The organism is Plantibacter elymi (nom. nud.) (genome assembly GCF_900177795.1).
In the GTDB taxonomy this organism is placed as follows: Bacteria; Actinomycetota; Actinomycetes; order Actinomycetales; family Microbacteriaceae; genus Plantibacter; species Plantibacter elymi.
Map to the genome: position 1 here is coordinate 647,973 of NZ_FXWJ01000001.1, position 13,980 is coordinate 661,952.

General features: G+C 70.1%; 13 protein-coding genes. 6 read left to right on the plus strand and 7 right to left on the minus strand.

Features of this window, described 5'->3' with window-relative positions; translation table 11 throughout:
• Positions 1-15 precede the first annotated feature (15 nt).
• The 4 genes from CCK91_RS03130 to CCK91_RS03145 form a co-directional block, all read right to left on the minus strand.
• Complete coding sequence (locus tag CCK91_RS03130) at positions 16-522, minus strand: hypothetical protein (protein ID WP_086472818.1); 507 nt, start codon at positions 520-522, stop codon at positions 16-18.
• Between the two features lie 127 nt (positions 523-649).
• Positions 650-1,978 carry an MFS transporter gene (locus tag CCK91_RS03135; RefSeq protein WP_165766973.1) on the minus strand — a complete coding sequence of 443 codons (1,329 nt, stop codon included), beginning with the start codon at positions 1,976-1,978 and terminating at the stop codon, positions 650-652.
• On the minus strand, positions 1,978-2,994 hold the full coding sequence (locus tag CCK91_RS03140; RefSeq protein ID WP_086472820.1) for an alpha/beta hydrolase: 1,017 nt from the start codon (positions 2,992-2,994) through the stop codon (positions 1,978-1,980). The genes CCK91_RS03135 and CCK91_RS03140 overlap by 1 nt, the downstream gene beginning before the upstream one ends.
• Positions 2,991-4,040 carry an alpha/beta hydrolase gene (locus CCK91_RS03145; RefSeq protein WP_086472821.1) on the minus strand — a complete coding sequence of 350 codons (1,050 nt, stop codon included), beginning with the start codon at positions 4,038-4,040 and terminating at the stop codon, positions 2,991-2,993. The genes CCK91_RS03140 and CCK91_RS03145 overlap by 4 nt, the downstream gene beginning before the upstream one ends.
• Positions 4,041-4,150: 110 nt before the next feature.
• Here CCK91_RS03145 and CCK91_RS03150 point away from each other — a divergent pair, with 110 nt between their 5' ends.
• The 3 genes from CCK91_RS03150 (at position 4,151) to CCK91_RS03160 (ending at position 7,749) form a co-directional block, all read left to right on the plus strand.
• The gene (locus CCK91_RS03150; RefSeq protein ID WP_086472822.1) at positions 4,151-5,158 is read left to right on the plus strand and encodes a LacI family DNA-binding transcriptional regulator; all 1,008 of its coding nucleotides are present in this window, start codon (positions 4,151-4,153) and stop codon (positions 5,156-5,158) included.
• Positions 5,159-5,236: 78 nt separating this feature from the next.
• Positions 5,237-7,558, plus strand: a complete 2,322-nt coding sequence (locus CCK91_RS03155) for a carbon starvation CstA family protein (protein ID WP_086472823.1) — start codon at positions 5,237-5,239, stop codon at positions 7,556-7,558.
• Complete coding sequence (locus tag CCK91_RS03160) at positions 7,558-7,749, plus strand: YbdD/YjiX family protein (protein WP_086472824.1); 192 nt, start codon at positions 7,558-7,560, stop codon at positions 7,747-7,749. The genes CCK91_RS03155 and CCK91_RS03160 overlap by 1 nt, the downstream gene beginning before the upstream one ends.
• 28 nt (positions 7,750-7,777) lie before the next feature.
• Here CCK91_RS03160 and CCK91_RS03165 read toward each other — a convergent pair whose 3' ends face one another.
• Entirely contained in the window at positions 7,778-8,074 is a 297-nt protein-coding gene (locus CCK91_RS03165; protein WP_079704698.1) for a hypothetical protein, read from the minus strand.
• A gap of 409 nt (positions 8,075-8,483) precedes the next feature.
• On the opposite strand from CCK91_RS03165, the gene CCK91_RS03170 reads away from it, so the two are divergent.
• The 3 genes from CCK91_RS03170 (at position 8,484) to CCK91_RS03180 (ending at position 11,410) form a co-directional block, all read left to right on the plus strand.
• Complete coding sequence (locus CCK91_RS03170) at positions 8,484-9,755, plus strand: HNH endonuclease signature motif containing protein (protein ID WP_086472825.1); 1,272 nt, start codon at positions 8,484-8,486, stop codon at positions 9,753-9,755.
• A gap of 489 nt (positions 9,756-10,244) precedes the next feature.
• Entirely contained in the window at positions 10,245-10,718 is a 474-nt protein-coding gene (locus tag CCK91_RS03175) for a YxiG-like protein (RefSeq protein WP_207568171.1), read from the plus strand.
• 92 nt (positions 10,719-10,810) lie between these two features.
• Positions 10,811-11,410 (plus strand): hypothetical protein, encoded by a 600-nt coding sequence (locus CCK91_RS03180; protein ID WP_086472827.1) that lies wholly within the window; start codon positions 10,811-10,813, stop codon positions 11,408-11,410.
• Here the strand turns inward: CCK91_RS03180 and CCK91_RS03185 are convergent.
• Positions 11,398-12,714, minus strand: a complete 1,317-nt coding sequence (locus CCK91_RS03185) for a hypothetical protein (RefSeq protein ID WP_086472828.1) — start codon at positions 12,712-12,714, stop codon at positions 11,398-11,400. The genes CCK91_RS03180 and CCK91_RS03185 overlap by 13 nt on opposite strands.
• Complete coding sequence (locus tag CCK91_RS03190) at positions 12,711-13,898, minus strand: ATP-binding protein (protein ID WP_086472829.1); 1,188 nt, start codon at positions 13,896-13,898, stop codon at positions 12,711-12,713. The genes CCK91_RS03185 and CCK91_RS03190 overlap by 4 nt, the downstream gene beginning before the upstream one ends.
• Between the last annotated feature and the right edge of the window lie 82 nt (positions 13,899-13,980).

Here is a 13,980-nt window from a genome sequence, read left to right on the forward strand (position 1 = left end):
CGAGCCTCCGCCGCGTCAGCCCGCCCGCACCTGTCGGCCACGTGAGTCGATGTCGGGCGTCGTGGGGGCGGTGCCCGCCCCGCGTGAACCGAGGGCGGTGAGCGCAAGCTCGACCGCCTCCCGCACGCTCAAGCCGGTCGCCGTGAGGGTGTCCAGCTGCGCGAGGGCCTCGGGATCCACGATGACGACTGAGACGGGTGACTCTGGGCCCGCCTCGCCCACGGCGGACCCGGCGCGAGCCCGACGGGTGGCGAGCCCGCGAGCGATCCATGCCCGGTTCCGCTCGACGTCGATCTTCAACAACCGTTTGTTGTTCCGGACCCGTTCGGCGACGAGTCTGCCTTCGTGGATGTCCGAGTACACCTGCCAGCGCGGGTAGAGGAGCCGGGTCGCGAGGTCGGTCGGTCGCAGGGGGACCGGCAGGTCGTCGATGAAGTCTTGCAGCACGGCCTCGGCGAGCGCCTCGCGGAGCGGTCGCCGCTGCAGGGTGTCGTCGGGCGAAGCTGGGAACGGCAGGGTCATGGGGATCCGGTGGTCAGAGGTCGGGTATGGTCCAGTGTCACTCCGGGTCCTGCGCCCCGGGTGGGCTTCACCTGGAAACCACCCCGGAACCAACCCCTGCAATCCGTTGACCGTGCAGGTGCCGGTCTCATCGCACGGACCTGATCGGTAGCACGGCGAGTCCGCCCAGGACGGCGAACACGATCGCCGCGAGATACAGCGCGTGATAGTTCTCCCCGCCACCGAGCGCGAGCAACGGGACGGCGACGATCGGCACGAGCAGCTGCGGGAGTTGATAGGAGAGCGAGACGATGCCGAGGTCCTTGCCGGCCTCGTCGAACGACGGCAACACCTCCGTCATGAGGGCGATGTCGACGGACACATAGGCCCCCTGCGCTGCTCCGACGATGAAGATGCCGACGAGGAACACGGTGACGTCGGGGGAGATGATCGCGACCCCGAGCCCGACGGCGCTGAGGAGGCTGGAGACGAGCACGATCGGCTTCCGTCGCCCGGTCCGGTCGGAGATCCAGCCGAACAGGACCGTCATGACGATGTTCCCGACCGTGAAGATGATCAGCGCGTTCGCCTGGACACCCGAGGCCTGCTCCTTCGGGATGCCCAACTGGTCGATGATGAAGAACAGCAGGTAGATCGACACCGAGACGATCGACATCGTCACGAGCAGCCGGCAGGCCCACGCCCAGAAGAAGTCGCGGTAGCGCACGGGGTTCAGCCAGTAGGTGGACAGGATGTCGGCCACGCGCAACGGCGGAGCAGGGACCGTCCGCACGATGTCGCGGAGCCCGAACACGAGCGCGGTGCTCAGCACGCCTCCGATCAGGCCCGGCACGACGAACCAGGTCCACCGCGCCTCATTGGGGAGGGCGGCGACGATCTGCGCACCGACGATCAGGGCGAGCCCGCCCGAGACGCTGGCGGCGGCCGCGACGCGCGCCCGGATCCGCGCCGGGATCTGATCGGCGAGCAGCGCGTGCACCGCCATGTTCGTCGCCCCGAAGCCGAGCTGCACGATGCTCCACCCCAGGATCGTCACCGCGAGGCTGTCACCCGTCGCCAGGATCGCGACCCCACCGAGCGCCACGACCGCGCCGCCGAGCATCCACGGCCGCCGCATCCCGAAGCGCGAACGCGACCGGTCGGACAGCCGGCCGAACAGCGGCGTGATGATCATGATGACGACACCACCCACCGCCGCGACGATCGAGAGGTTCGTCCCTTTGGTCGCATCGTCGAGGAAGGCGAGGGCCTTCGGGATCGACGCGCCGCTGATGGTGCCGAGCGCCAGCGTGACCCCGAACCAGGCCAGGACGAACAGCGGCAGGAAGCCGCGCGCCTGCGGTGACCCGGGGACGGCGTCCGGATCGACCGCCGCGACGGGGATGGCGTCACCGATGCGCGGCTCCGGCTCGGCGGGCCCCGTGGACGGACCGGTGGGTGGGGTGTGAGCTGACATCATCGTCTCCTCGGCTGGGTCGGTTCGGGCGCGAGCAGGTTCGTCCCGTAGGCCTCACGGAGCGCGGTGGCCTGGACCGCCTGCCACTCCCTCGCCCCCGCCATGACGGCCGTGAGACCACCCGACGCATGGACGTGGCCGCGCCCGATCCACGTCATCGTCGAGACCCCCGCCTTCACGAGTCGGCGTCCGTACGCCAGACCCGCGTCGCGGAGCGGGTCGTGCTCGGCGACCTGGATCTGCGTGGGCGGCAGGCCCGAGAGGTCGTCGGCCTCGAGCGGGGAGGCATAGGCGTCCGCCGCACGCGGACCGCCGAGGTAGAGGGGCACGAGTGCCTCCGCGTCGTCCAGTCCGAACCCGCGCGCGTACCGGGTGGCGGAGTCGCCCGATGGGGTCAGCGACACCGCGGGGACCTCGAGCGCCTGATGGACGAGCTGGAGGTCGCTCGCGTCACGCAGGTGGAGGACGGCGCTCGCCGCGATCCCGCCGCCCGCCGAGTTGCCCGCGATGCCCAGGCGGCCGGGGTCGACGTCGAAACGACTCGGGCCCGCTTCGGTGGTCAGGGCCCGCAGGGCGTGGATGGTGTCGTCGACGGCGGCCGGATAGGGGTGCTCGGGTGCGAGCCGGTACCCGAGTGCGACGACCTGGATCCCGGCGGCGAGGGCCCGGGCGGCGAGGAGTCGGTCGTTCAGGAGCTCGTGGACGGTGCCGGATGTGAAGCCACCGCCGTGCAGCGCGAGTTGGGTCGGCGCCGGAGATGGGAGTCCCGCCGGGCGGTACCGGCGGAGCTCGAGCGGGCCCGCCGGTCCGTCGATCCAGCTCGTGGTGATCTCGACCGACGGTGGCGCGGGTTCGGTGAACTCCTCCGCCAGGAGGTCGGAGAGCCGCCGCGCCGCCTGCCGACGGAGCGCCAGGTCCGAGGAGCGGAGTGCCGGCAGCTGCTCCGCGTGCTGCTCGATCCGCGCAGCCCAGGCGAGGATGCCCGGATCCAGTTGCAGCTCCCCGACGGACGTCACCGCGAGGCCTCCGCCGGCTCGCGGAGCGGCGCACCGTAGCTCGTCGGCTCCTCGTGGAGCGTCCGCAGGGTCGTGATGACGTCGCGATGCAGGTGGTCTGCGGCAGGGACGTGACCGGTCAGCCCGCCGGAGGTGTGCGTCTGCCCGATGTACCGGACGCAGCTCACCGGCACGCCGGCCTCGCTCAGCACGCGGGCGTAGGCCTCGCCGTCTCCGCGGAGCGGGTCCATCTCCGCCGTGTAGATGACGGCCGGTGGCAGACCCCGGTGGTCGGTCGCGAGGAGTGGCGACGCGTACGGTTTGCGCTGCGTCGCCCGATCCGGCCCCAGGTACTGCAGCACGAGCTGGCGCGCGAGGCGACGCAGGATGGCACCCGGCACCTGCGTGATCCCACGGGCGTCGAGGTGTCCGCGCGTCAGGTCGAGCGCTGGAGCCTCGAGCAGCTGCAGCCGGATCGGTCGCTTGGCGCGGTCGCGGTTCATGAGGGTCACGGCGGCGGCGAGGTTCCCGCCCGATGATGCACCGCCGATCGCGAGTCGATCGGGGTCGCCGCCGAGTGAACGCGCATGCTCGGCCGCCCACTCGAACACGGACCAGCACTGCTCCGGTTGTGCGGGGTACCGGACCTCCGGGGCCAAGGAGTACTCGCCGGCGACGATGATGACGCCGGCCTCCCTGGCGCGACGACGGAACCCCGCATCCCAACCGATCCAGTCGATCCCGGCGATCGTGAAGCCACCGCCGAAGAAGTACACGAGGACGGGCCGACCACCGGACGCACCGTCGGCCAGGGCGGGGAGTCGCTGCTGGTCGGGCCAGTAGACGCGGAGCCGTGCGTCCGGGTGGCCGGGCACGTGGACGGTGTGGTCCTCAGTCGCTGCCACGAGGGTCTCGGTGCCGAGCGCCTCGGAGGACACCCGGTCGAAGGCGGCCGCGTGCGCCCGCCGCCCGACGGGATCCTTCGGCTCGGGCGTCTGCTGCAGTGCTGCCAGACGCCCCGAGACCGCCGTGACGAACGCGTCGACGGTGGGCTTGCTCCGAGCCATGGTGTTCCTCCGATCCCGGCATCGATGCCGTGTCCGGTTCGAGTATCCGCTATCGAAGAACTTCGATCAAAGAACTTTTCACGAGCTAGGATCGTCGGAGGAGGTGCGCCATGGACGAGCGACCGCAGAAGGCGACGATCTACGCGGTGGCCAAGCGTGCCGGCGTGAGCATCTCCACCGTCTCCCTGGCCATCAACCACCCGCAGCGGGTGAACGAAGCGACACGACGATCGGTCATCGCCGCAGCGACGGAGCTCGGCTACCGAGGTGGTGCCGCCGCGAGCGGCGCTCAGCGGATCGCCGTCGCTGCACCGTTCTCCAGCTACGCCTCCTACTACCGACGACTGTCCGGGATCATGGAGCGCGCCGCGATGGACTCCGTCGAGATCGTCGTGCACGACCTCCCCTCGGCGGCCGGGAGCGACAGTCCCGTCCTCGACGCGCTGCCCATGCGAGCGGGGATCGACGGCATCGTGGTGATGGGCGTGCCGCTGTCACCGGCCGCGTTGGAGTCGAAGGCGCTCCCTGGCCCGCCCGTCGTCCTCGTCGACGTCCCGGACGGCGCACAGCGACGGCTCGGGCTGCCCTCCGTCCTCATCGACGACGAACGGGGTGGTGAACTCATCGCCCGACACCTGGCGGAACTCGGACACGAACGGGTGGTGTTCCTCCACGAACCGCAACGCTCCGAGGAGTACGTGTCGGCCGGCATGCTGCGGGCGCGCGGCTTCGGTCACCTGCTCTCCGTCTCCGAGGCCGTGGCCGACGTCGCCGCGACAGACCTCGTCGAAGCCGTCGGTGCCGCGCTGGAGCGGGCGTTCCGGGCAGACCCGGAAGCGACCGCCGTGGTCGCCAACCACGATGAGCTGGCTGCTGCCGCGCACCGGGCGTTCCGGGTCGCGGGCGCGCACCTGCCCGAGGGGCGCTCGCTCGTCGGCTACGACGACGGACCGCTGGCGTCGGCGCTCGACCTCACGACCGTCCGCCAGCCGTTCGAGGAGTCCGGGTACGCGGCGCTCGATCTCCTGCTCGGTCGGCTCTCGGGTGAGCACGCCCGCGTCTCATCGGTCCAGCTCGCACCCGACCTGGTCGTCCGGGGCACCACCTTCCGCGTCTGACCCCGACCCCGCGAGCGCCCGCCGCCGCGACGCTGTTAGCCTCGACGCACGAACACCACCGTTGAGGGAGGAATCGTCATGGGCAACGACGCCGGACGACAGGACCGAGCACGCGCAGGATCGAAGCGGGACGGAGCGCTACAGCCCGCGGGTGGCGGGGAGGCGGAACCCGTCCTGGTGCAGGATCCGGAGCTGCCGCCCACGGCGGTCGACGAGGCCGACCTCGCTCCGAGATGGACCCCGGCGAAGGTGATCCTGTGGGTCGCCATCGCCCTGCTCGGTGGTCTGGCCTGGACGATGCTCGCCCTCGTCCGGGGTGAGACGGTCAACGCGATCTGGTTCGTCTTCGCTGCGGTCTGCACCTACCTCATCGCCTACCGCTTCTACTCGAAACTCATCGAACGCAAGCTGCTGCGCCCCGACGACCGACGGGCGACCCCGGCCGAGTACCTGGCCAACGGCAAGGACTTCGTCCCCACCGACCGCCGGGTGCTGTACGGCCACCACTTCGCGGCGATCGCCGGTGCCGGTCCACTGGTCGGCCCGGTGCTCGCGGCACAGATGGGCTACCTGCCCGGCACCATCTGGATCATCATCGGCGTGATCCTGGCGGGTGCCGTGCAGGACTACCTCGTCCTCTTCTTCTCGATGCGCCGTGGCGGCCGCTCCCTCGGCCAGATGGCGCGCGACGAACTCGGCGTGATCGGCGGGACGGCGGCGATCATCGCGACGCTCGCGATCATGGTCATCATCGTCGCCATCCTCGCCCTCGTCGTCGTCAACGCGCTCGGCGAGAGCCCGTGGGGTGTCTTCAGCGTTTCGATGACGATCCCGATCGCACTCTTCATGGGCGTCTACCTGCGCTTCATCCGGCCGGGCAAGATCACCGAGATCTCGATCATCGGCTTCATCCTGCTCATGTTCGCGATCGTCGCCGGCGGCTGGGTCGCCGAGACGGAGTGGGGCGCTGCGGCGTTCACCCTCGACCGCACGGTCATCGCCGTCGGGATCATCGTCTACGGCTTCGTCGCCGCCATTCTGCCGGTGTGGCTGCTCCTGGCACCACGCGACTACCTCTCCACGTTCATGAAGATCGGCACGATCGTCATGCTCGCGGGAGCGATCGTCCTCGTCCGCCCGGAGATTACGGTCCCGGCGTTCAGCGAGTTCGCCGGTGGCGACGCCGGCCCGGTCGTGAGCGGCTCGCTGTTCCCGTTCCTCTTCGTCACGATCGCGTGCGGCGCCCTCTCCGGCTTCCACGCGCTCATCGCCTCGGGCACCACGCCGAAGCTGATCGAGAAGGAGCGCCAGACCCGCTTCATCGGATACGGCGGCATGCTCATGGAGTCGTTCGTCGCGATCATGGCCCTCGTCGCGGCACTGTCGATCGACCGCGGCATCTACTTCGCGATGAACTCCTCCGCAGCTGCCACGGGCGGCACCGTCGAGGGGGCGGTCGCCTTCGTGAACTCGCTCGGCCTCGCCGGGGTGAACCTCACGCCCGACGTGCTGACCCAGACCGCGGCGAACGTGGGGGAGGAGTCGATCGTCTCCCGCACCGGCGGCGCGCCGACGCTCGCCCTCGGCCTCGCGCACATCATGCAGCAACTCATCGGCGGCACGTCGCTCATGTCGTTCTGGTACCACTTCGCGATCATGTTCGAGGCGCTGTTCATCCTCACCGCGGTCGACGCCGGGACGCGCGTGGCGCGCTTCATGCTGCAGGACACCTTCGGCAACATCATCCCCAAGTTCCGCGACCCCGACTGGCGGGTCGGAGCATGGATCTGCACCGCGGTGATGGTGGCGGCGTGGGGAGCGATCCTCATCATGGGCGTCACCGACCCGCTCGGCGGCATCAACACCCTCTTCCCGTTGTTCGGCATCGCGAACCAGCTGCTCGCCGCCATCGCGCTCGCCGTGTGCATGGCGATCGTGGCGAAACGCGGGAACTTCCGCTGGCTGTGGATCGTCGCCGTCCCGCTGGCCTTCACCGCCGTGGTGACGATCACCGCGTCGATGTTCAAGATCTTCTCGCCCGTGCCGGCCGTCGGCTACTGGGCGCAGAACGCGGCGTTCCGTGAGGCGCTGGCGGCGGGCGAGGACAGCTTCGGCAACGCACCGACGCGGGCGGCGATGGAGGCGGTCGTGCGGAACACCACCGTGCAGGGAGTGCTCTCGATCCTGTTCGTGACCCTCGCGATCATCGTCATCTTCTTCGCGATCCTCCATACCGTGCGGTCGTTCCGCTCGGGCGGTGGGCCGAGCTCGGAGGATCCGGCACTGCCGTCGCGACGGTACGCGCCGTCGGGGCTCATCGCCACGAAGGCGGAGAAGGCGCTCGAGCGCGAGTGGTCGACCGTGGACGCCGACAAGCGACCCGCGCGGTCGGGGCACTGATGGCCGGCTTACGGCGGGGTTGGGCGTCGGTGCGGTGGTTCGTCACTTCGCTCATGGGTGACACCGCCTACGCCACCTATGTGGAGCACCAGCGTCGCGTCCATCCCGACGCACCGGTCCCCGACGAGCGCACCTTCTGGCGGGAGCGCTTCGCTGAGCAGGACCGGACGCCGGGCTCCCGCTGCTGCTGAGCGCGCGGGGCGCTCGTGCCGTCGAGTCCTACTGGTCCACGGCGTGGACTGAGAGGACGACCTGCTCCTCCGGCACGAGCGCCTCCAGGGCCTTGCGGGCACTCGGGTAGTCGCGACCCTCGGCCTCGATGGTGCGGGTGGCTGTCGGCCGGAACACCGCGGTGCCCACGAGGTCGCCGTTCACCCGACCGCCGCCGTGCAGCCCGGCGAGGGCGTGCCCGGGCGGGGTGGAGGCGAGGACGGCGGCGCGCAAGGCGGCGACGTCCGGTGCGGAGGCTTCGGTGGTGATGGTCGCGCGGTCGCGGACGGTGGCGATGAGCTTCACCCGTCAAGCCTACGGAACGTCGCGATTCCGCCGCACCCCCTGCGATCCCTACCGAGGGCCGCGGGATGGAGTCGTCCTCGATCTCGGAGTCCTTCGGGGGCACTTCGACAAGCTCAGTGACCGTCAGGGGTCTGCCCGTCGCCCCGGTCGCGACTCCGCCGCACCTTCCTCCGGTCCCTGAGCAACCTCCGCCGGTCCCTGAGCAACCTCCTCCGGTCCCTGATCAACCTCCTCCGGTCCCTGAGCAACCTCCACCGGTCCCTGAGCTTGTCGAAGGGCACACGGAGAACCCCGCGAATCCGGCGAACTTCCACCGGTCCCTGAGCCTGTCGAAGGGCACGCGGAGAATCTCCCGAAGTCGGTCCGACTCGGCATCTGGAATGTCAGTGGTCCATGGTGGACTTGTCCCATGACCGAGACCACCCTCACCGCAGTCCGCGCCGGCGATGAATACGCCGCGCAGCTGGCGGCGTTCTCGGACGAGTACGCGGAGATCAAACGGCTGCGCGCTGCGCTCGATGGGCGAGAGGCTCGCCTCCTCGCCCGTTCCGCCGCCTACGCCGACGCACTCGCGGACGCGACGGTCCCAGCGATCTTCCCGCCGGCGGAGCGTCGGGCACTGTCTCGTCGCTCCACCTGCGCGGCCCTCGCGATGGCGACCCACACGACCGAACAGTCGGTTCAGCGCGCGACGAACGACGCCGAGGCGCTCGTCAATCACGCCCCGTCCGTCCTCGCATCGCTCGAGGCGGGTCGTATCTCGGCTCGGCATGCGAAGACGATCACCGACCAACTCCGCGACGTCCCCACCGAAGGTCGCGCGGTGTTCCTGGCGAAGGTGCTCCCGGTTGCCGAGCAGACCACCGACGCAGAACTTCGGCACCGCGCCCGCGTCCTGCGCGAACGGCTCCATCCGGAATCGATCACCGCACGCGCCAAGCGTTCCGAGGCCGACCGCCGCGTCGAATTCGAGCCCGCAGCCGACGGCATGGCGTGGGTGCACCTGTTCACCACGGCGCCCATCGCGCAGGGCATCATCGAGCGGGTCGAAGCAGCGGCCTCGGAATCTCGCGCAGCTGGCGACACCCGGACGTGCGCTCAGTTGCAGGCGGACGCCCTCGCAGCCCTGGCCCTCACCGGTGTGACCCCTGACGACGTCATGTCGAGCCCGGTGCTCCCGCACCCGGTCGAAGTGCAGGAGCACATCAGGCCGACCGTACAGATCACGGTCCCGGCGCTGAGCATGGCCGGCGTCAGCGACGCCCCGGCGACGCTCGACGGGTACGGCCCGATCGACCCGGAGACCGCGGCACGTATCGCGGTGAACGCCCCCAGCTTCGCCCGGATCCTCGTCCAGCCGGAAACCGGCACCGTCCTCTCCGTCGTGCGCAACCAGTACCGGGTCCCCGCCGACCTGCAACGCGCGGTCCGCCTGCGGGACGGCACTTGTCGGGCACCGGGCTGCGGGAGACGCGCCAGAGCGTGTGACCTCGACCACTCGGTCGCCTGGGACGACGGCGGGACGACAGATGTCGGGAACCTCGCCTGCCTCTGCCGACATCACCACCGGATGAAGCATCTTCCCGGGTGGAACCTCGACCACGGGCCGGGCGGGGTGCTCGAGTGGACAACACCCGACGGGAAACGCCACCGGACCGAACCGGATCCCGCACCGTTCTGACCAGCACCGGACACTGAGCCTGTCGAAGGGTTCCTCGTGGGCACTTCGACAGGCTCAGTGACCGGGGGATGTGAGCCCGCAACGGTGAGGCACCTTCGTGGGCACTTCGACAGGCTCAGTGACCGGAAGATGTGTGCCCGGAAAGACTCGGTCCCTGAGCTTGTCGAAGGGCACTCGGGTCGAGGCGCCTCGGTCTGCGGGGGATGTGTGCCCGGAAAGACTCGGTCCCTGAGCTTGTCGAAGGGCACTCGGGTCGAGGCGCCTCGGTCTGCGGGGGATGTGTGCCCGGAAAGACCCGGTCCCTGAGCTTGTCGAAGGGCACTCAGGTCGAGGCGCCTCGGTCTGCGGGGGATGTGTGCCCGGAAAGACTCGGTCCCTGAGCTTGTCGAAGGGCACTCAGGTCACGCTGCCTCGATGAACGGGAGAGGTGCACCCGGAAAGGGCTGCCTCGTACACGGCCCGAGGGTGCACTCCGATACGCTGCCTGCCGTGGAGATCAGTGAGATGCAAGCGGCCTTCGACGACGCGTTCGACCAGGCGGTGGTGTTCCACGGCTTCACGGAGTACATGCGCGACTACGAGATGATCGTCCAGATCGTCGCCGCTCCGAGTACGGGCATTCCGATGAGGTCCCTGCGCTATCTCTTCGTCAACTGCGTGCAGGCCGACGTGTCGACGGTGCTTCCGCCGGACCTCTGGGCGCGTTCGTTGGACGACCGACTGCTCGAGCTCGGCTCGGACCTTGACGGGTACGTCTGGGGTGTCAGAGAACAGGGCCTCTATCCGGGGTTCGAACTGATGCCCGACTCGGAGATCGCACGATCCTGGTCGACGTCCGTGGGAATCCCGTTCCATGAGCTTCGCCTGATGTCGAACGCACACGACATCAGCCTGGTGTTCTCCGACCTTCGCGTCACGGAGCTGGCTCCCGGCTATGCCCCGTTCACGGTCGGGCCCGAGTAGTCACAGGGGTGCTCGGGGTCGGACCGCCCTGCGTCTGCCGCTCGATGCAGGCGTGCACACCCGTCACCCCGACGGCTCGGTAGCCTGGGCGGATGACCGGACCAGCCGACGCATCGCCGGAACTCGAACACGTCGCGGACGGTCTGCGGATCCTCGACGCGATCGTCGGCCTCGCACCCCGTGAAGCCGCGACCCACCCCTCACTGTGGCCGCTGCTCGGCGTCCCGGCCATCGACCGTGGCGCGCTCGTGATCTTCCCCCTGGCCGTAGCCGCCTGCAGCGCGACGGATCGATCAGGACTCGAGCGGCTGCGCGAAGTCTGCGCGGCACTGCAGCAGGACTGCATCCACCTCTTCGGTGGAGACCACATCCACCGGGAGACCGTGCTCGACCCGGATGAGGACCCGTACGGGCGGCGTCTCGCCGAAGTCGGAGCGCACGCGACGACACCACGCGGGGTGGTGGTGTGGCGTGTCCGCGATCGCGGTGCGGCACTCGTCCTCGTCGTCGACGAGGAGCGCGGGCAGGCGACGCTGACCTTCCACCTGGTGCCCAAGGACTGGATCTGGAACTGGCCTCCGACGTCCACGACGAAGCGCGAAGCGTCCCGTCGTCGGTCCGCGGTGAAGGAACAGGCGGCCGTCGACGTCGTCTGGTCCTGGCCGGCGGCCGACCTGGCTCAGGGTCGCTGAACGGAGGGCCCGCCAGGCGATTCCGGCGGTGTCGATCCAGTCGCAGAGCGTCCCGGGCGCGGGTCGTCGCCTCCGTAGGCGACGACCCGGTCCCACAACCAGTCGGTGAGGCTCGCGGCCACCTCTTCGTCGTCACGTCCGGCGGATCGACGGACGAGCCGTCCACCGGAACCCTCGATGAGGTAGGCGCCCGCGTCGTCGGTGAAGAGCTGCGTGTAGTAGTCGCGCTCGGCATCCCACTGCGGCCACGCTTCCGGGTCCCGTTCGATCGCCTCGTCCATCTCGCCGATCTCGGCGCCGCTCATGAGACGGAACGGGCTGCCGTCGCCCCAGCGCCCGCCGGTACCGGGGAGCTGCCCGTCGTGCCAGGCGAGCACCTTGTCGTCACCGCCGCTCGCGCTCGCGGCATCGAGGTCGAGCGGCGGGCGCAGTGAGGCCGCCAGCTCTTCCGGAAGGAGCGGTTCCAGAGCGGCCAACGCCTCACGGAGCCCGGCTTCGAACACCTTGTCGCGGAGGATCCGCCAGGCGATCTCGCCCATGCCGGCCCGGCGCAGGTCGTCCATCGTCCCGACGCCACGCTCGATGGGATCGAGGAACGCTCGCGCGACGACCATCCCGCCCTGGGCGACCTCGTCCATCGGGTCCTCGCGAAGGACCCTGGCCAGGAGTTCCAGCGCCTCCTGCGGACGGTAGTCGTACAGGTAGGCGAAGGCCAGCGCCGTCGAGAGTGTCGTCTCGCTCGGGTCCGCCTCGATCGCCTGCTGCGCGGCGACGAGGAACCGGCCAGGTGGGGTGCCCGTCGACAGGAAGTGCAGGGCTCGGAGTCCGAGCGCGCCGGCGTACGCCTCCGGGGCGGTCCGTCCGGCCAGCTCGACCGCGTCGTCGATCAGCGCCCACCCTCGCTGGGGATCGGCGGCCATCGCGACGGCGGCCGCGTGGTCCATGTGGTCGAACCAGTCCGCCTCCGGGTCCTCGCGGAGGACGAGTTCACCGAGTCGCATGGCCTCGGCGAAGTCGCCCTCGGACCCTTCGAGATCGCGCAAGCGACGCAGCGCCCCGAGGAACTGCCGGTCGCGGCGGCCGAGCAACTCCCGGAGGAGGCGTCTGGCCTCATCGACGTCGCCGCACGCCTGCCGGTGCATGGAGAGCAGAATGATCATCCCGGTGAACTGCGGCGCCCGGGCGAGGACGCTCATCGCCAGCTCGGGGATCCGTGGGTGCTCGGGCTGGAAGTCGAAGAGCTCCCAAGCGAGATCGCGGTCGTGTTCGATGGCCTCGCGCTCGGCGCCGACGGGGTCGCTCATCGGAGCCCGTGCTGCACGCGGTACGCCCGGAGCTGGGCGAAGGTGCCGTCGTCGACGCCGTATTCGAGCACCGGTGCGACCTGGTCGAACCACGATGCCGTCGAGGGGATGAGTCCGGCGGCGGCATCGAGCAAGGCCTGCGTCGTGACCGGCACGATCGCCCCCGCCTGCATCGACGCCGTGAGCGACTGCTGCAGTGCGACCCGCGACACCTGCGCGATGTCGGCCCCGGAGAAGCCCTCGGTCGCTGCGGCCACGGCGATGACGTCGACTCCGTCGGCCGGCTTGCCCTCGAGGTCGCCCAGCAGGATCGCGGCGCGCGCGACCGCGTCCGGCGGCAGGACGAGGACCGTCTTGTCGATGCGGCCGGGGCGCCGCAGCGCCGGATCGATGTCCCACGGGCGGTTGGTCGCGGCGAGGAAGTACACGCCGTCGTTCTCGTCCGCCACCCCGTCGAGCTCCTCGAGGAGCTGCGTCACGATCGTGCGCATCGACTGCGATCCGCCCCCGGACGTGCGGCGGCCACCGAGTGCGTCGAACTCGTCGAAGAAGATGACGCACGGAGCGGCGGCCCGAGCATCGTGGAAGACGCTCTGGATCGCCTTCTCGCTGTCGCCCAGCCACTTGCTCAGGAGGTCGGCGAGGGTGACGTGGATGAAGGACGCCCCGAGGTCGCCGGCGATCGCCTTGGCGATGAACGTCTTGCCGCAGCCGGGAGGGCCGTACATGAGCAGTGCACCGCCGGGCTTCTGCCCGAACGCGGCGGCGAGCTCCGGGTTGCGGAGTGGCGCGAGGAAGGTCGAGTCGAGGTGCTGCTTCACGTCGGCGAGTCCTGCCACGTCCGCGAGCGTGACCGCCGGTCGTTCCGCATCCCAGAGGCTGGGCTGGCCGATCGGCACGGTGACGGATTCGGCAGTCGACGGTGACGGGACCGCCGAGCGGTCGGGCTCGGTCGAGGTGTCGGCCGCCGGCCCCCGGAGTCGCGCCGCCATCACGCGGGCGCGCAGCAGCCGGACCCGCGCCGGGTCGCCGCCGAGTCGCTCGAAGGTCGTCACCTCCTGCGCCGCGCGGTCGACGTCGTGCTGCAGCAGCAGGGTCACGAAGTCCTCGCGGAGCGCTGCGTTCTGCGGATCCTGCGAGACCTCCGCCGCGATCACCTCGAGGAAGTCCTCGTCCTGCGTCATGTCGTCCCCCCCCCCGGTCGATGTGCGATTCCGTCCATCCTGGCAGCGCCAGCGCGATGGGCGACAGGTGTTCGCCAGCATT